The 16,627-nt window shown below is 67.0% G+C and carries 16 protein-coding genes; 7 read left to right on the top strand and 9 right to left on the bottom strand.

Annotated elements, in window-relative coordinates; genetic code table 11:
• Window positions 1–133 precede the first annotated feature (133 nt).
• The gene (locus ACFXHA_RS11035) at window positions 134–1,366 is read left to right on the top strand and encodes a lipase family protein (protein WP_379355386.1); all 1,233 of its coding nucleotides are present in this window, start codon (window positions 134–136) and stop codon (window positions 1,364–1,366) included.
• 19 nt (window positions 1,367–1,385) lie between these two features.
• Here the strand turns inward: ACFXHA_RS11035 and ACFXHA_RS11030 are convergent, their stop codons facing one another.
• Window positions 1,386–2,852, bottom strand: a complete 1,467-nt coding sequence (locus tag ACFXHA_RS11030; RefSeq protein WP_379356611.1) for an alpha/beta fold hydrolase — start codon at window positions 2,850–2,852, stop codon at window positions 1,386–1,388.
• Window positions 2,853–3,269: 417 nt separating this feature from the next.
• On the opposite strand from ACFXHA_RS11030, the gene ACFXHA_RS11025 reads away from it, so the two are divergent.
• The gene (locus ACFXHA_RS11025; RefSeq protein WP_379355384.1) at window positions 3,270–3,995 is read left to right on the top strand and encodes a hypothetical protein; all 726 of its coding nucleotides are present in this window, start codon (window positions 3,270–3,272) and stop codon (window positions 3,993–3,995) included.
• 18 nt (window positions 3,996–4,013) lie between these two features.
• Here the strand turns inward: ACFXHA_RS11025 and ACFXHA_RS11020 are convergent, their stop codons facing one another.
• On the bottom strand, window positions 4,014–4,412 hold the full coding sequence (locus ACFXHA_RS11020; RefSeq protein ID WP_379355382.1) for a cupin domain-containing protein: 399 nt from the start codon (window positions 4,410–4,412) through the stop codon (window positions 4,014–4,016).
• A gap of 162 nt (window positions 4,413–4,574) precedes the next feature.
• Here ACFXHA_RS11020 and ACFXHA_RS11015 point away from each other — a divergent pair, with 162 nt between their 5' ends.
• Window positions 4,575–5,336, top strand: a complete 762-nt coding sequence (locus ACFXHA_RS11015) for a lysophospholipid acyltransferase family protein (RefSeq protein WP_379355380.1) — start codon at window positions 4,575–4,577, stop codon at window positions 5,334–5,336.
• Here the strand turns inward: ACFXHA_RS11015 and ACFXHA_RS11010 are convergent.
• On the bottom strand, window positions 5,330–6,208 hold the full coding sequence (locus ACFXHA_RS11010; RefSeq protein WP_379355378.1) for a LysR family transcriptional regulator: 879 nt from the start codon (window positions 6,206–6,208) through the stop codon (window positions 5,330–5,332). The two genes, ACFXHA_RS11015 and ACFXHA_RS11010, sit on opposite strands and share 7 nt — an antisense overlap.
• 161 nt (window positions 6,209–6,369) lie before the next feature.
• On the opposite strand from ACFXHA_RS11010, the gene ACFXHA_RS11005 reads away from it, so the two are divergent.
• Complete coding sequence (locus ACFXHA_RS11005) at window positions 6,370–6,783, top strand: cupin domain-containing protein (RefSeq protein WP_379355376.1); 414 nt, start codon at window positions 6,370–6,372, stop codon at window positions 6,781–6,783.
• 13 nt (window positions 6,784–6,796) lie between these two features.
• Here ACFXHA_RS11005 and ACFXHA_RS11000 read toward each other — a convergent pair whose 3' ends face one another.
• The 5 genes from ACFXHA_RS11000 to ACFXHA_RS10980 all read right to left on the bottom strand — a co-directional run bounded on the left by ACFXHA_RS11000 (window position 6,797) and on the right by ACFXHA_RS10980 (window position 10,628).
• The gene (locus ACFXHA_RS11000; protein ID WP_379355374.1) at window positions 6,797–7,162 is read right to left on the bottom strand and encodes a nuclear transport factor 2 family protein; all 366 of its coding nucleotides are present in this window, start codon (window positions 7,160–7,162) and stop codon (window positions 6,797–6,799) included.
• A 12-nt stretch (window positions 7,163–7,174) separates the two neighbouring features.
• Window positions 7,175–8,329 (bottom strand): alpha/beta fold hydrolase, encoded by a 1,155-nt coding sequence (locus ACFXHA_RS10995; protein ID WP_379355372.1) that lies wholly within the window; start codon window positions 8,327–8,329, stop codon window positions 7,175–7,177.
• Window positions 8,330–8,453: 124 nt separating this feature from the next.
• The gene (locus ACFXHA_RS10990; RefSeq protein WP_379355370.1) at window positions 8,454–9,215 is read right to left on the bottom strand and encodes a TIGR03943 family putative permease subunit; all 762 of its coding nucleotides are present in this window, start codon (window positions 9,213–9,215) and stop codon (window positions 8,454–8,456) included.
• The gene (locus ACFXHA_RS10985) at window positions 9,212–10,216 is read right to left on the bottom strand and encodes a permease (RefSeq protein WP_379355368.1); all 1,005 of its coding nucleotides are present in this window, start codon (window positions 10,214–10,216) and stop codon (window positions 9,212–9,214) included. Before ACFXHA_RS10985 ends, ACFXHA_RS10990 begins: the two co-directional genes overlap by 4 nt.
• 112 nt (window positions 10,217–10,328) lie before the next feature.
• A complete protein-coding gene (locus ACFXHA_RS10980; protein ID WP_379355366.1) occupies window positions 10,329–10,628 on the bottom strand; it encodes a hypothetical protein in 300 nt (99 codons plus the stop codon).
• A 189-nt stretch (window positions 10,629–10,817) separates the two neighbouring features.
• Here ACFXHA_RS10980 and ACFXHA_RS10975 point away from each other — a divergent pair, with 189 nt between their 5' ends.
• From ACFXHA_RS10975 to ACFXHA_RS10965, 3 genes are all read left to right on the top strand, one after another.
• Window positions 10,818–11,624, top strand: a complete 807-nt coding sequence (locus tag ACFXHA_RS10975) for an FAD binding domain-containing protein (protein ID WP_379355364.1) — start codon at window positions 10,818–10,820, stop codon at window positions 11,622–11,624.
• Complete coding sequence (locus ACFXHA_RS10970) at window positions 11,615–14,464, top strand: molybdopterin-dependent oxidoreductase (RefSeq protein ID WP_379355362.1); 2,850 nt, start codon at window positions 11,615–11,617, stop codon at window positions 14,462–14,464. Before ACFXHA_RS10975 ends, ACFXHA_RS10970 begins: the two co-directional genes overlap by 10 nt.
• 159 nt (window positions 14,465–14,623) lie before the next feature.
• Entirely contained in the window at window positions 14,624–15,841 is a 1,218-nt protein-coding gene (locus tag ACFXHA_RS10965) for a molybdopterin-binding protein (RefSeq protein ID WP_379355360.1), read from the top strand.
• Here the strand turns inward: ACFXHA_RS10965 and ACFXHA_RS10960 are convergent.
• Window positions 15,830–16,582 carry a sulfite exporter TauE/SafE family protein gene (locus ACFXHA_RS10960; protein WP_379355358.1) on the bottom strand — a complete coding sequence of 251 codons (753 nt, stop codon included), beginning with the start codon at window positions 16,580–16,582 and terminating at the stop codon, window positions 15,830–15,832. The genes ACFXHA_RS10965 and ACFXHA_RS10960 overlap by 12 nt on opposite strands.
• Between the last annotated feature and the right edge of the window lie 45 nt (window positions 16,583–16,627).

The raw sequence follows: 16,627 nt of genomic DNA, 5'->3' as shown, positions 1-16,627 counted from the left end.
ATCAAATCTGCTGTGCCCCTTGAGCCTTCCTCTATTCACGGTCGGGATGCCCTGATTTGTCGGGGCTCCCTCCGTGGTGGTACATCCACGTACCGTTTGATGCGGTGTCGGGGTCGGTGAGAGGAGTTGGAACATGACCGTTCGAATTCGTTGCCGCACAGCACTGGTGGCAGGACTCGTCGCGCTGACGTCCCTAGTCGCGGCAGGGGTCCCGGCGTCGGCGGATATGGGCGTGCTGGTACCCGGCGACGACCCGTTCTACCGCGGCCTCGACGGTTGGCAGACCAATGCGCACGGAGCCGTATTGCAGACGCGCACAATATCTCTCGCCCCGACCGGTGTGCAGCTGCCGGCGGAGGCCACCCAGCTGCTGTACGCCACGACCGATCAGTTCGGGAAACCTGACGCGACGGTCGCGACGGTGATCCGCCCGCCGTCGGCGTCCGGCCCATTGCGAGTGATCTCCTACCAGACCGCCTACGACTCACTGAGCGCCGGCTGCGATCCGTCCTACGCGCTGCGGGGAGGCGGTGAAGGGGCACCGCAGGACGCGGTGATCATCGCCGGATACCTGGCGGCCGGGCTGACGGTTGTCGTATCCGACTACGAGGGAAGCGAACTCGCCTACGGAGCCGGACGTCTCTCCGGCACAGCCACTCTGGACGGTATCCGCGCCGCTCTCCATGTGCTCGGCGCTGCTGCCACGACTCCCGTGGGGATGTCCGGCTTCTCCGGCGGATCCATCGCCACCGAGTTCGCCGCCGAACTCGCCCCGACCTACGCACCCGAACTGAACATCGTCGGCGTCACCGCGGGCGACATGCCCGTCGATATGGCCGCCACCATCGACTATGTCGACGGCAGCCCGGAATGGGCGCTGGTCCTGCCCTACGTCATGCAGGGTGCCGCACGCGGATTCGACCTCGACCTGACCCCTTACCTCTCCGATTACGGCCGCGACGTCATGGCCCAGATCGCCGACCACTGCGTCAGCAACGGACCGAACTTCCCCGGACTGCGTCTGTCCCAACTACTGCGCCCCGAATACCAGAACTACCGCGAGATCCCAGGTTTCACCCGCATCCTGACCGACAACCACATGGGTACCACCGGCACCCCGACCGCACCCATGCTCTTCGGCGCGGGCAACGCCGACGGGACCGGTGACGGCGTCATCGTCGCCGCGGGCGAACGCACCCTTGCCGCCGAGTACTGCCACCGCGGCGTCTCGGTCCGATACAACGAATACCCGGGCAGCAATCACCTGCTCGCCGGCGCTCTCTTCGTTCCCGCCGCACTGGCATTCCTCCTGGACCGCTTCTCCGGTACCCCACTCGACAGCGGCTGCTTGCAACTCGATCGATGAGCAGACCGCGCCCACGAACTCATTCCGGAGGCGCGTCGGCGTGGCAGGTGGTGTCGGTGGGTGGGAGGGTTCCGGTGCTGAGGTAGGCGTTGATGGCGGTGTCGACGCAGGTGCTCAGGTCGGGGCGGAAGGTCATGTGGATGCGTACATCCTGCAGGGTGACCAGGCGGGATGCCGTCAGATGTTGGTGTAGTCGAACGCCGTGGGCGTAGGGGGTGCGGGCGTCGCCAGTGGCTTGCAGGATCAGCGCAGGGACGGAATTCCTTACGAGAGTGGCCGGTTCGGCCGGGGCGGGCCAGAATCCGCAGGGCTGGATATTGTTCGCGAGCGCTCCGAAGATCGGCTGGGTGGTGCGGGTGGCTGCGATATTGGCCGCGTACCACGCCGGGTCGGTGGGTGCGGGGGCGTCGCCGCAGGCGATCTGGGCGAGGGTGGAGTTCTCCTCGGATTGCAGGACCTGCAAGGTGCCGCGCAGGCGTTGCGAGCGAGCGGCCACCGGCGGACCGCCTGCGGCGTCGGCGATTTCGCGGACGATGTCGGCGAGCGGCTGGTTCCGGCGCGCGTCGGTCAGCAGATTGTGCAGCAGAAACGGGAGCCAGTGATCGTCGATCGGGAAGCCCTCGATGACGATCGGGCGGCGGGCGGCGGCCGCGAGCAGCTCGACCACCGTTGTACGCACGTCGGTCGCGGTGGCTCCGAAGTGATACGTATCGTCTTTCGCCGCAGCCCAATTCGCCCAGTCGTCGAGCGCCCGCTCATCGGATTCACCCCAATCCTGAACGAGCCCTTCCCAATATCGGTCCGGATCGATCGCGCTGTCGAGGACGATACGGTCGCTGCGCTGCGGGAACATCTGAGTGAAGACCTCACCGAGATAGGTGCCGTATGAGGTGCCGTAGTAGCTGATCTTCTCCTCGCCCAGGGCGATTCGAACAATGTCCATGTCGCGGGCGGTGTTCCGGGTGGTGAGCTGACGCACCTTCTCCGGATCGCCGGAGACGCAGCCCGTCGCCATGCGTGCTGCCTGCCCGGTTTCGCGCGTGAACCCCTGCGGATCGATCCCCGCGGCGTGAATCATCTCCCCGACCGGCCACCCGCAGCGCGGAGTCCGCCCCGACCGGCCGACCCCGCGCGGATCCATCCCGATCAGATCGAAGCGTGCCCGCACCTCGGGCGAAAGCACATCACCGAGCAAATCGACACTGTCCAGCCCCTCCGCACCGGGACCGCCCGGATTGGATAGCAGCACCCCGAGACGCTTGGCCGGATCGGTAGCCTTCACCCGGGAAATCGCCACCCGCAAAGTGCGCCCCTCGAGCCGCTGGTAGTCCAACGGCACCAGCACATCGGCACATTCGGCTCCCGCTGCATCCAGATCCGCTGCACCGCAGGCCTTCCACCGCAGGCTCTGATGAAAGAACCGCGCCCCCGGATCAACCTGCGATCCCGCCACCGTGAGCATCGAAAAGGCCACCGCCACCAGCACCAAACACCGAATCAACCTCGCCGACAACCCATTCCCTCTCACAACGCCGCCACTGCACCGTAACCGACGGCAACCGAAACGGCCTGCATGGCAGCTGGCGACACCCTCGCTGAGATCGGCTACGCCGGAACCTCGTTCACCAAGATAGTGACGCGGTAGGGCCGTGTCCCGTCCTGGCCGGCCGGCACCTTCGGCATTCTCAAAGGGTTGGTGAGTTGTCCGTTGACGACACGGTTCTTCGACGGATGTCGGCGACTCTTCGGCGGCTCGGCGGCTCCGAGAAGCGAGCCTCGGGGATTGAATGGGAGTTGGGGAGTGGGCCCGTCAATTGAACTGCGGTGCTATCTTTCCCTATGGGCGCATTGCGCGCTTGAATGCAGTTACTTGAGCATGCTTAATACCAAATAGTTTGTTCTCTTGCACGTCGACAAGGGGAAAAGGGTGGGCTCGACAGACCCGGCGTATGATTCGCTCGGACTGGTGATAAATATAATCATATGGGCAGGTTTCGCTCTATTGGTCTTCAAAATGGTGCGCGCGATGCTACCGCTGAGGGTCAACGCGGAAGCGACCGGCTTCGAAGGCCTACGGAAGCAAAACTGGCAGGTTACAAGGGTGACCGGTCGGGTCTTGGGGGCGAATTCCACGACGGAGACGCAGTTCTCCGCAGGCTATCAATCGGATGGCACGCCCTTCGCGCGGGCCCGGACGGACGTTCGCGAAACCTTTCGCCTATATCTGCTGGATGGTCGCCAGAATGATTTCCAGGCAATCAACTTTCACGTCAATCCGCGGCAAGACGATGTCATTACAATCTGCTACGCCCAGCGCGGAAGTAGATGGAATGTGATCGCCGTACTCAACCATACGACCAATCAGCAGTTCACCGATAACGCCAGCCTGTTCAAACTCCTCGAGCCGCACGCGGCTACCTACGCGATGCTCGGAAGTCTCGTCATAGCGTTCATCGGTGTGTTCACCGCGTGCTTTCTCTTGATTCCCGGATTCGGGCTCATGTTTCTGTACTACAAGCGGAAGGGAAATGTTGTACGCAATTTCGGGCGGCCTGGCCCGAACTCCGGAATCGCCCCACTCTGGGTTCAGAGCGCGCCCGAAGCCGCAGCCCTGACGTGGCATCGGTAGTCGGTTGCGCGTTGGCGGTCAGCGGAGATGGCTGGTGGCGGCCTGGTACTCGGGGTCGGTGACGTGGTCGAGCCAGGTGACGTCGTCGCCTTCCCAGAGGGCGAGGTGGGTCATGAAGGCGTCGGGTGCTGCGCCGTGCCAGTGTTCTTCGCCCGGGGGAGTCCATACCGTTTCGCCGGGCCGCAGCATGATCACCTGTCCGTCGCGATTGACGACGAGGCCGGTGCCCTCGGTGACGTGCAGTGCCTGTCCCAGCGCATGGCGGTGCCAGGCGGTGCGGGCACAAGGGGTGAAGTGCACGGAGGCGAGGCGCGCACGGGCGGGTTCCTCGGCACGAAAGACGACGTCGAGGTAGACGTCGCCGGTAAACCAGTCGGCAGGGCCTTTGGCGGTGGGTGTTCTCTTCACGATTTCCATGTGCGAGCTCTCCCTCGGGGTCGGGGTGCTGGAAGCGCGCAGCGTCCGGCCAATGCACCGTAACGCTCGGTGGGCGGGAAACGGCGCGCCGAGGTGATATCGCGTACCGGCGATCGCACAGGCATGCCGAATCCGGCGGTTTGCTGGGGATACGCTGTTGAGATGGAGCCGCCCGAGGTCAGCCTCGACAATAGTGACGCCGTGTACGACTACTACCGCGATCATCGGCAGAATCTGGTGAAGGCGAAGGCGGCGTACTGGTTGCTCGGGCGTCGCTTCCGGCCCCGGGTGAGCTACGCGGCGGGGGCGCGGAAAGCGTTGCGGGACTACATCTCCGGGGGTCGGCCGCTGGTCATCTCCATCAACCACCTGTCGGAGCGGGACCCGTACACGGTGAGCGCGGCGGCGTGGCGCAGTCCGTTGCGGCCCGTGATCGGGCACACCAGGGTGCTGGCCAAACATGAGGTGTTCGCCGATCCGAAAATGCGGAACACCCTGGACATGATGGGCGGGCTGCCGGTGTTTCGCAGTAAGGACCATGAGAGCTCCTCGGTCAATGCCGCTTCGGAGCGATTGATCGACACCTGCGCGGTCGTCATGGCGCGAGGCGACAGCATCGCACTGTTCCCCGAGGGCACCTGCAACTATGTCGATCACACGCGGGTGCAGGATCTCGGCAGCGGTATCGGGCACATCGTCTGTCGCGCTCGCGAACTCGGCGCGGACCCGGTGCTGGTCAGTCTCGGACTCAGTTATGGCCCGCGGCCGGATCCGGCTGCCGCGTTGAGCAGCGCCGATGTCCGTTCGGCCAGCTTCTACTTCGGGATGCCGCTCGGCGAACTGCCGTCACAACCGGCCGACATCATGCGCGTGGTACGCGACGAACTCCAGGCTGCCCTCGACGGAGCGGTCGCAGGCTACTGAGCGCGTATCTCGCTGGTGTCAGGATCGTGGTAAGCGGCCGTTGCTGTTTGCACGAATGATCGGATCAGCGGGTTGGTGTCGTCTCGGTTCCAGACGACGACCACCCGGCTCGGCGGCATATCGATCAGCGGGATCGCGGCCAGGCCGTCGGGAAGGTGGTGGCCCAGGGGGGTGATGCCGACGGTGCCGTTCCAGAGGACGGCCTGCATGCATTCTTGGACGACGCGCACCACCGGCCCTTCCCTGGGTTCGCCTCCGTTCCAATAGTTCTGCCAGATCGGGTCGGTGCCGTCGGGGAACTGGAACCAGCGGCGGTCGGACAGATCGGCCAGGGTCAGCCGGTCGCGCCGGGCCAATCGGTCGTCGGACCGCAGCACTGCTCCGACCGGGTCGGCACGCAGCTCGCGCATGGTCAGGGCGGTGTCGTTGAAGGGTGCCCGGGTGACGGCGACGTCGACGAGTCCCGCCGTCAGTCCACAGGTCGGATCGGTGAGGTCGGTGTCGCGGATGCGGATATCGACTTCGGGGTGAGTGCGGCGGTAGGCGGCGGCCAGCCGGCCGATGCCGGGGTCGGTGGCATCACCCAGGATGCCGACGGTGAGGGTGGCGTTGCCGGTCGCCGCGGCCACCCGCACGCTGACCCGGTCGGACTGCGCGAGCAGGGCACGGGCCTCGTCGAGCAGGACCGCTCCGACCCGGGTGAGACCGACACCGGTGGGCGACCGATCGAACACGGCCGCACCGACTTCCGCCTCCAGTTGCCGGATCGCACGGCTGAGCGGGGGCTGGCTCATGTGCAGCCGGGCGGCGGCGCGACCGAAGTGGCGTTCCTCGGCGACAGCTACGAAGTAGCGCAGCGTACGTAGCTCCACGCTGGCACGATACTCCCGCGGTATCGGCGTCGCGGAACCGGTCTTGGACAGCTCCGGTGTCGCAACGGTGCAATCGAAGCATGACCAGTGAACAAGTCAGTGGCGAAAAGATCTCCGGTGCAACGGTTTCGATCGTTCGACCCGGAGAGGGGGAGACGATCATGTTGGGGGCCACACGAATGCGTGTCCTCGAGGACGGCAGCACCACCGGGCACCGCCTCGGGATCGCCGAATCCATTGTGGCCCCTTACACTCCCGGACCTCCGCAGCATCGGCATGCCCGGCACGATGAAGGCTTCTACATCATCTCCGGCACCCTGCGCTTCACCGTCGGCGACACCGAATACGACGTGACGGCGGGCACCCTGGTGATGGTGCCGCCCGGCGCCCCGCACACTTTCGCCAACGTGACCGGCGAGCCGGCCGTCATGCTCAGCACCTTCACCCCCGACCTGTACGTGCAGTACTTCCGTGACCTGCGGGACGCGGTCGCCGACGGCACCGCACTGACACCTGAGGTGAATATCGAAGTGATGAGCCACTACGCCACCGAGCCCGCCACCGACTACGCCTGAAACCCCACGCAGGTCAGATGATCGGGCGGCCGTTGACGGTGGTGGGCGGGACTTGCTCGCGCACATCCCAGTGCTCGGCGATGAGGCCGTCGGCGATGCGGTAGATATCGACGACGGCGGTGCCGGGATCGCCCGGGCCGGTCGTGTAGAGGCTGTGGGCGAAGACCAGATCGCCTTCGGCGGCCACCCGGTGGACTTCGAACCGGAAGTCGGGGGAAGCCCGATGCATGGTTTCGACGACCTCGATGAGTCCGGCTCGGCCGTCGGGCATGACGGGACTGTGCTGGATCAAATCCTCGGCCACGAAGTGGGGTACGAGGTCGGCGCGGCCTTGGTTCCAGACCTGTTCGAGGTAGTCGGTCACCAGTGTTGACGGCATGACTGGTCGTCCTTATCGGTCGGCGGGCAGGAAGTTGTCGAGCGCCTCGGCGACCAGGTCGGGCTGCTCCAGGGTCTGCTGGTGCGGGGTGTTGGGCAGCACCTGGAAGATGGAACCGGGAATGCGCTCGGCGATGCCGGACATGATCTCCGGTGTGCAGGAGGCGTCCTTCTCACCGGAGAGCACCAGCACCGGCTTGCCGAAATCGGCCAGCTTGCCTTGAACATCCATGTCGGCGAACGCATTCCAGGCGGCGACCCAGTCGTCGGCGGCGAAGCGCAGAATCCGTTCGCGCGCGTAGCGGACACCCCAGGTGTTGGCGGCGAGCGCGGCGGGAGTGAACCAGCGGGTCAGGGTCGGCTCCAATTGCGCTGGGATGCCGTCGATTTCGGCGGACCGGGCGCGGAAGCGGAAGGCATCGGTGAACGGGTAGTCGGTGGTGCCCAGCAGTGCCAGTGAGTCGACCCGGTCCGGGTTCTGCACCGCGAGGGTCTGGGCGACGCCGCCGCCCATGGACAGGCCCACCACGTGCGCGGTCTCGAGTTCCAGGTTGTCCATGAGGGCGAGCACGTCATCGGCCATGGTCGCCATGGTGAAGGGCTTGGGTGAACCGGCGGCCGCGCCGTGGCCGCGCAGGTTGTAGGCGAACACCCGGCGGCCCACGGCGAGACGGTCCATGATGGGTTCCCACATGCGCCAGTCGATTCCGAAGGATCCCGAGAGGATCACCGCGGGACCGGTCTCACCGGCGGAGGCGACCAGGGTCTCGTGATCACTGGCCCGTACCCGCCGCACCAACGGCGGGCGCACCCCGACCACCTGATCGATCACTTCCAGGGCGTGCAGTGCCCGGGGGAATCCCGCGTACGCGGAGGCGTGCTCGGCCAGCGCGCGCAGTTCCGAGGGATGCCAGCCGTGGTGCAGCGCCGCCCGGACGTGCCCGGCCAGCTTGTCATCCGCGCCGCCGATGGCCGCGATCATCGCCACCGTGGCCAATTCGCGGTCGGCCCGCGCCAATTCGGGCCGCGCGAGCGGACCCGCGAATACCGATTCGATCATGGTTTCGTACATTTCAGGCGAGGCCGCCCGCACCCCGGCCAGCTTCTCCACGGGGTCACCGCCGATCAATTCCCGATACTCCCGGGCCCCCACCTCGTGCCGATCCATCCGATGATCCCTTCCTCCCGGCCGCGACGCTCGGTGCGTCGCGGCGACGTCATCGATGCTAGGAAGGGGAAGCGCGCTGCTCGAGAGACATTTCCCGCCAGCGCGGGACGATCGGCGCCACCGGTCAGTGGCTGCGCTCGTAGGTGCTGTCGGGCTTGGGGATTCGCTGGTAGCCGGTCACGGTGAGGGTGGGAGTTTCGTCGGAGTCGGCTTGGGCGCTGCCGGGTACGACGGTGCCGTGGACCTCGAGCCAGGCGTCGTCCTCGATGGGGTCGGGCATGCCGGCGAGGTGGATGAGGACGTAGCGGGCGTCGGCGACGCAGCAGGTGATCACCACGCGCGCCAGGTCGAACTCGGTGGCGGGGGCGTGGCTCTGTTCGAGATCCTTGGGGCGGATGACGAATCCGCGAATGGTCACCTCGCGGCCGTCGAGGGAGTGGCTCGAGTCCAGCAGTGCGCGATTCACCAGATCGACAAAGGACACGAGGGGCCCGGGGTCGGTCGGCATTGGCGGGAACGGATACTGCTTGGGTTGGTCGGCGGCCGGGTCGTGCGAAACCGCCTGTACCGGTGAGGTTGTCGCGGCCGCACCGGCGCCCAGGGCGGGCGGCACGATGAACATCAGAGTGGCGACTGGGGCCAGTAGCAGCCATTGGGTGCGGCCGTTCCTGTGGTCGTGGTCGTCGTCGTGCTCGTGAACCGCCTTGCCACGCCGGATGTCTCGAACGATCGCGATCAGTCCGAGCGCGACGAAGCCGACACCGCTGATCAGCAGGTACGGATGCAGGCTCGGCTTCACGTAGCGCAGATAGGTGCCGTCCAGCGTGATCCACAGCACCGCGGCGCCGATCAACAGCAACAGCAGGTTCTGGGTCTCTCGTTTCATCGTGCCCCTCCCAACCAGACGAGTCCGGCGATGCTGCCACACGCCAGCGCCACCACGAAGGTCAACGGCGCGAAGCGAATCGCGAACTGCCGCCCGAACGCGCCCGCCTGCATGGCGAAGAGTTTCACATCGACGGCCGGTCCCACCACCAGGAAGACCAGCCGCGGCAGCAGCGGCAGCGCCGACATGCTCGACGCCACGAAGGCGTCGGCCTCCGAGCACAGCGCGAGCACGATCGCCAGCACCGCCATCACCAGCACGGCGACCGCCATCTGCCCCGACAGGTGTTCGTACCATGCCGGCGGCACCAGTACGTGCAGCGCGGCGGCCGCGGCCGCACCGAGCACCAGAAACGCGCTGGCCTGCAACAGATCGTGGCGCGCAGTTTCGCTGAAGATCTCCCATCGGCTGCGCCCGGTCACACAGTGATCGTGGCTCGCCGCGCGCGGCAGCATCCACGCCGGGCGTCCGATCCGCGACCAGAGGAACCCCATCGTGAACGCGGTCGCCAACGATCCGGTGAAGCGGGCCGCCACCATTCCCGGCTCGCCCGGGAACGCCACGGCCGTCGCGATCAGCACCACCGGATTGATGGCGGGCGCGGACAGCATGAACGCCAGCGCCACCGACCCCGGCGCGCCCTGCTCGGTCAGCCGCCGTGCCACCGGGACAACCCCGCATTCACACCCCGGCAGCGCCATGCCCGCCAGCCCCGCCACGCCGATGGCCGCGGTCTCGTTGCGCGGCAACACCTTACGCAGCAGCGCCGGCGAAACGAACGCCGCGATCGCCCCACTGACCGTGACCCCCAGCACCAGGAACGGCACCGCCTGCACGAAAACACCCGCGAAGATCGTCACCGCCGTCTGCAGCCGCGCCGACGACCCGACCACGCGGATCAGCGGCCCCTGGCAAACCACTCCGAGAATCACCAGCGCGACAAGGACATACGTGGACGACACCCGCACGCGGGCCGAGTTCAGCGTGTTCTGCCCCAGCATCCCCACATCCTGACAGGACGAATTCGCTGTGTCCTGCGCGGATCGCGGCGGGCCGCAAAACGGGCGGAGACGTTGACAGCCGCATCACTCCTGCGTGCGGGTGTCTCGATGGTCAGTGCTCGTCGTAATGTCCGTCGTGGCTGGCGTGCCGGTGGCCGTCGTGGATGTAGTCGACATGATCGCCGTGGGGCACGGCGGCATGTCCGCAGCCTTCGCCGTGTGCGTGGTCGTGATTGTCGTGCGCGGTGTGTCCGGCCGGTTCGCACTCGTCGTAGTGACCGTCGTGGGCGCGGTGGAGGTGGCCGTCGTGCACGTAATCAGTGTGCCCGTTGTGCGGAACAGCTACATGTCCGCAATCCTCGCCGTGGGTGTGGTCGTGCTCGGTGTGTGCCGTGTGTTCGGGTGCTGTCATCAACTTCTCCCTTTCCGGTACCTCTTCCGATGCGCCTCCCCGGGCGCTGACATCTCCGCATCCTAATGTGCGCATCTCTCAACGTATTCGCTGACATGTAGCTGTTTGGTTGATCAACCAAGGTCGGGTTGTGAGGTTCGGTTGCGGCGGTGGTGGTGGGTGGGGGTGGGGGCGGGCTGTACTCGGCGGATGGATCTGAACACGATCGAGCGCTGGCGATCGGCGCGTAGCCGGGAGGATCTGGTGTTGGGGCCGGGGGAGGCGTTTCTCGGGGGTGGGACGTGGTTGTATTCCGAGCCGCAGGTGCAGACCACCGGGCTGGTGGATTTGGGGACCATGGGGTGGCGGTCGATCGAGGAGACGGCTGACGGGTTGCGGATCGCGGCCACGTGCACGGTCGCGGAGTTGTCGCGGATCCGGCGGCGGGAGGGGTGGGCGGCGCATCCGATCTTCTTTCAGGCCGCGACCGCATTGCTGGCCTCGTTCAAGATCTGGAACATGATGACGGTGGGCGGGAATATCGCCCGGTCGTATGCGGCCGCGTCGATGGTGTCGCTGGCGGCCGCGCTGGATGCCACCGCCCTGATCTGGACCCCGAGCGGTCAGTACTCGATGCCGGTCGCCGAACTGCCCACCGGGAATGGGACCAGCCTGCTGCGGCGCGGAGATGTGGTGCGGTGCATCGATATTCCGGAGCACGCGTTGCGCGCCCACACCGGTTTCCGCAAGATCGCGCTGGCCGAGATCGGCCGCAGTGCGGCGGTGCTCACCGGCCGCGTCGATGAATCCGGTGCCGCGGTGTTCACCATCACCGCCGCGACCGAGCGTCCGGTGGTGCTGCGTTATCGCGCCCTGCCCTCGGCCGCCAAACTGCGCACCGACAGCCGCGATGCCGACGGCTATTACACCGATCCACTGGGTTCCGCCGACTGGCGTCGCGCCGTCAGCGGAGTGCTGCTCGAGGAAATCCGACAGGAATTGCTGCCATGGAGCTGAACATCAACGGCGAGTCGTGCAACGCCGAACCCCGTGCGGGGCAGTGTCTTCGCACCTTCCTGCGCGATCAGGGGCACTTCGAGGTCAAAAAGGGTTGCGACGCAGGCGATTGCGGTGCTTGCGCGGTGCTGGTCGACGGAAAACCGGTGCATTCGTGCATCTATCCGGCGCAGCGGATCGAGGGGCGCAAGGTCACCACGGTCTCCGGGTTGGGCACGCCCGAGAACCTGCATCCGATGCAGCAGGCGTTCGTCGACAACTTCGCCTTCCAATGTGGTTTCTGCACAGCCGGAATGATCATCACCGCCTCCACCCTGGCCGAGGATCAGCTGGGGGATATGCATCGTCTGATGAAGGGCAGTCTGTGCCGCTGCACCGGCTACCGGTCGATCCGGCAGGCGATCCGGCAGGGCGTCCGCGACAGCGCCGGATGCGGCGGTCACGCCGAAGCGGATCGCGTTTTGCCGAGTGCCGGGGCGTCCGGAGTCAAGACGTCGGTGCACCCACCGGCGGCGAAGCGGGTCGTGACCGGCACCGAACCGTACACCTTCGATGTGGATGTGCCTGGCGCACTGCATATTCGAGTGCTGAGCTCCCCGCACGCGCACGCCCGCATCCGCACCATCGATACCCGGCAGGCCGAACGATTGCCCGGTGTCGCGTTGGTGCTCGACCATCGCAACGTGCCGACAATGCGCTATTCCACCGGACAGCACGAGCGCCGCACAGACGACCCGCACGACACCGTCATCTTCGACGATGTCGTGCGCTTCCGGGGCCAGCGCATCGCGGCGGTGGCGGCGACCTCGGCGGCCGCCGCCGAGCAGGCCTGCCGCCTGATCAAGGTGACCTACGACGTGCTGCCGTCGGTGCACGACCCCGAGCTGGCTCGCACTCCCGGTGCGCCGCTGGTGCATCCGGAACTGCTCGACACCGACCAACCCGCCGACGAACTACCCCTGGATCCCGCCCGGAATGTGGTGGCCGCCATCCACGACGGCATGGGCGGCGATATCGAGCAGGCGCTGGCCGATTCCGATGTCACGGTCTCCGGCGAATGGCGCACCCAGCGGGTCTCGCACATGCAGCTCGAAACCCACGGCAGCATCGGCTGGTTGGACGAGGACGGCCGATTGGAGATCCGCACCAGCTCCCAGGTGCCCTTCCTGACCCGGCGCACTCTGTGCCGCCTGCTGAAGCTGCCCGAGGATCGGGTGAGGGTGTTCACCAAGCGCGTCGGCGGCGGGTTCGGCGGCAAGCAGGAGATGCTGACCGAGGATCTGGTCGCGCTCGTGGTCCTGCGCACCCGTAAGCCCGCGATCTACGAGATGAGCCGCCCCGACGAATTCGCGCGCACCTCGGTGCGGCACCCGTTCCGGGTGCGGGTCCGGCTCGGTGCCGACCGCGACGGGCGGCTCACCGCCATCGCGTTGAACGTGCTGTCGGACACCGGCGCGTACGCCAATCATGGTCCGGGCGTGATGTTCCACGCCTGCGCGGAATCGTTGAGCGTGTATCGCGCGCCGGTGAAGCGGGTCGACGCGGAGACGGTCTACACCAACAATCTGCCGTCGGGCGCCTTCCGCGGTTACGGTCTGGGCCAGGTGATTCTGGGTATCGAGTCGGCGATGGACGAGCTTGCCATCGCGCTGGACATGGACCCGTTCGAGCTGCGGCGGCGCAATATCGTCGGCGACGGGGACCCGCTGATCGAGGCGCATCCCGCCGACGCGGGCCTGGTGTACGGCAGCTACGGCCTCGATCAATGCCTGGATCTGGTGCAGCGCGGCCTGTCTCGCGGCAACGGGGTACCTGCCCCGGAGGGCGCGCACTGGCGGGTGGGTGAGGGGATGGCCATCGCGATGATCGCGACCATGGCCCCGTTCGGTCACGTCTCGAAGACCACGTTGTCACTGGCGCCCGACGGCACGTACACCGCCGCCGTGGGCACCTGCGAGTTCGGCAACGGCACCACGACCGTCCACACCCAGATCATCGCCAGCGATATGTCCACCGAACCGGGCCGGGTGGTGCTGACCAACGGCGACACCGACGGCGCGGTCTACGACACCGGTGCCTTCGCTTCGGCGGGAATCACGGTGGCGGGCAAGGCTTTGCATGCCGCCGCGATCGCCCTGCGGCAGTTGCTGCTCGGCGTCGCGGCCGAGCTCACCGGCGTCGCGCCGGGCGACTGTGCGATGCTCGCGGACGGGATCCGCACCCCCGCGCGGGTTCTCGGCTTCGGTGAGGTCATCGAGGCATGCCCGGCGTCGAATCGCCACGGCGACAAGGTTTTCGCGCGTGGTGACGAGCTGGGCGAGTTCCGGTCGCTGGCGTGGAACGTGCACGGCTTCCGGGTCGCGGTCGACACTCGCACGGGCGCGGTGCGCATCCTGCAATCCGTGCACGCCGCGGACGCCGGCACGGTGCTGAATCCGGAGCAGTGCCGCGGTCAGGTAGAGGGTGGCATCGCTCAGGCGCTTGGCACCGCGATGTACGAGGAGGTCATGGTCGACGAGCAGGGCAACCTGCTCACCCCGGTCTTGCGTGCCTACCGGATTCCGCAGATGAACGACGTCCCCGAGACCGAGATCCATTTCGCGCAGACCTTCGACGAGCTCGGCCCGTTCGGTGCGAAGTCGATGAGCGAAAGCCCCTACAACCCGGTTCCGGCCGCGTTGGGCAATGCGATCCGCCGCGCGGTCGGCACCCGCCCCTGCGAGACACCGTTCTCCCGTGACCGAATCTGGCGTCTGCTCAACGACTTCGACGCGGTCCCGGCCTGGGCCCGGTCGGTGCGCGTGGTCGCGAACGAACCGGTGACCGTCGGTGTCGGCTAGCCGCGCGGGAGCGCTGTTCGTGCGATCTGCGCGCCCGCACAGTCTGTCGCAGATACGGGTGAGGAACCGGAAATAGATAGGCAATTACGGAGAAAAGGCTACGAAATTTCCGTATCTGAGGATTGAGGTGAAATAGCCGTAGTGTGAGAGGTCTGATGCGTGAGCGCGGTACAGGACCGACCCGTGGAGACACCGACCAGAGTCGATGTGGCCGTGGACGAGATCGATGCCGTGCTGCGGTCGGAACTGTCGCCGATCCGCGAGCGCTACACCGCACTCTCCGAAGCCTTGGGCGCGACCCTGGCCGGTCCGCTGTGGGCGAGCACCGATCTGCCGGTCGCCGACACCGCGGCCATGGACGGGTTCGCCGTCAACGGGCCCGGTCCCCAGTGGCGGGTGCTGATCGGAACCTGTACCGCGGGAAGACGTTCCGGCATCACCCTCGCCGCCGGTGAGGCCGTCCGCATCGTGACCGGCGCGCTGACACCACCCGGGGCCACGGCGGTGATCCGATCGGAGCATGTCTGCGGTGGCCGGGCCGGTGGGCACGCCGCCATTGCACTCCTGCCCGGTGCTCCCCGCCGCAACGACACCCGGCTACGAGGCGAATCCTGGTCCGACGGTGATGAACTCACCCCCGCCGGTACGCGAGTCGACGCGAGCGTGATCTCCGTCGCGCAGAGTGCCGAAACCCCCATCGCCATGGTTCGTGGCCCGCTGCGCGCCGACGTCCTGCTCACCGGTGACGAGATCCGCGCCACCGGCGACCTCGCCCCCGGCCAGACCCGCGACGCACTCGGCTCGGTACTCCCGCACTACCTGGCCCACTGCGACATCGGCGTGCGCGGCCTGACCCGACTACCCGACGACCACGCCCTACTGCGGACCTGGCTCGACATCGACACCGACGCCGAACTCGCGGTCACCGTCGGCGCGACCGGCCACGGCGCCGCCGACCACCTCCGCGCCGTACTCGAGGAGATCGGCGCACACATCCTCATCGACGGAATCCGTATGCGCCCAGGCGGTTCCCAACTCCTGGCCCGCCTCCCCGACGGCCGCACCCTCCTCGCCCTCCCCGGAAACCCCCTCGCCGCCATCGCCGCCACCCTCGTCACCGGCCGCTCCCTAGTCCGAGCCCTCACCCGCCGCGCCGACCCGGCATCCTCCTGGGGCCGAATCGCCGACGCCGCCACCCCGGAAAACAACCGAACCCGCATCCTCCCCGTCCGCCAGGTCGAAGGCGGCGTCTGGCGCGCCACCCCAACCCACGGCACCGCCCACCTCGCCGCCCTACTCCAAGCCCAAGCCCTAGCCCTCCTCCCCACCGGAACCGCCCGCGGCACCCTGGTCGAATTGCTCCCGCTACCAAGGTGATACGGCCGCGACCATCCCGATCAGGACCACGGTCAGGAACGACGGATACGCGATCGCGTGGACCCGATCCGGGACCCGGAACAGCGATCGCTCGACCACCGCAATGGTCGGAAGCGCCCCCGCCAGCAGCCCTGCCGCAGCCGTGAGATCGATATCGCCGAAGTACACGATCGAGGCGACGACGGCCACCGGCAGGCTCAGCGCATTGGCCAGCGCGGTGGCCTGCATCATCGGTAATCCCTTGCGCCGCAACAACGGAACGGTGAGCACACTGCCCCCGACCCCGAGAAACGCCGCCGCCGCACCGATCCCGAACCCACTCACCATCGATCCCACCGCTGCCGGTGCCCCCGCACGGCCGGTGGTGGTGAGAAACCCGTCCCGAAGCACGATGTCGGCGATGGCGATCACCAGGTAGACGGCGAAAAGCAACCTCAGCGTCCGATCAGGCACCACGCCCGCCGCCATCGCACCGACGGCGGCACCGAGCGCGATCCAGCCGGCTAAGGGGCGCAGATACTCCCAGCGCAACCCACCGGAGCGGGCGTGCGTGGCGGTCGCGATCGAGGCGTTCACGATCATCACCGCAGCCGACGTCGCGACCGCCACATGCATGGCGTGCGCCCCGGCGGTCACGGCGTAAACGACGGGGACGGTGACGAACCCGCCGCCGAAACCGAAGAGAACGGTGGTCGCACCGGTGAGGCAGCCGAAGAACAGCAGAATCAGGAAGGACGTCATCACCGAGGCACCATATGGTCCCGTGGATACGGCGCACATTCGATG

The organism is Nocardia sp. NPDC059240 (genome assembly GCF_042753865.1).
Taxonomy (GTDB): Bacteria; Actinomycetota; Actinomycetes; order Mycobacteriales; family Mycobacteriaceae; genus Nocardia.
The sequence above is the reverse complement of the archived record's forward strand: the minus strand, read 5'-3'. Positions and strand labels throughout refer to the sequence as shown.

Bases quoted from the DNA above. Each gene is read 5' to 3' on its own strand.
- ACFXHA_RS11035 (WP_379355386.1), top strand. From the start codon at position 134: ATGACCGTTCGAATTCGTTGCCGCACAGCACTGGTGGCAGGACTCGTC.
- ACFXHA_RS11020 (WP_379355382.1), bottom strand. From the start codon at position 4,412: ATGGAAATCGTGAAGAGAACACCCACCGCCAAAGGCCCTGCCGACTGG.
- ACFXHA_RS11015 (WP_379355380.1), top strand. From the start codon at position 4,575: ATGGAGCCGCCCGAGGTCAGCCTCGACAATAGTGACGCCGTGTACGAC.
- ACFXHA_RS11005 (WP_379355376.1), top strand. From the start codon at position 6,370: ATGTTGGGGGCCACACGAATGCGTGTCCTCGAGGACGGCAGCACCACC.
- ACFXHA_RS11000 (WP_379355374.1), bottom strand. From the start codon at position 7,162: ATGCCGTCAACACTGGTGACCGACTACCTCGAACAGGTCTGGAACCAA.
- ACFXHA_RS10995 (WP_379355372.1), bottom strand. From the start codon at position 8,329: ATGGATCGGCACGAGGTGGGGGCCCGGGAGTATCGGGAATTGATCGGC.
- ACFXHA_RS10990 (WP_379355370.1), bottom strand. From the start codon at position 9,215: ATGAAACGAGAGACCCAGAACCTGCTGTTGCTGTTGATCGGCGCCGCG.
- ACFXHA_RS10985 (WP_379355368.1), bottom strand. From the start codon at position 10,216: ATGCTGGGGCAGAACACGCTGAACTCGGCCCGCGTGCGGGTGTCGTCC.
- ACFXHA_RS10980 (WP_379355366.1), bottom strand. From the start codon at position 10,628: ATGACAGCACCCGAACACACGGCACACACCGAGCACGACCACACCCAC.
- ACFXHA_RS10975 (WP_379355364.1), top strand. From the start codon at position 10,818: ATGGATCTGAACACGATCGAGCGCTGGCGATCGGCGCGTAGCCGGGAG.
- ACFXHA_RS10970 (WP_379355362.1), top strand. From the start codon at position 11,615: ATGGAGCTGAACATCAACGGCGAGTCGTGCAACGCCGAACCCCGTGCG.
- ACFXHA_RS10960 (WP_379355358.1), bottom strand. From the start codon at position 16,582: ATGACGTCCTTCCTGATTCTGCTGTTCTTCGGCTGCCTCACCGGTGCG.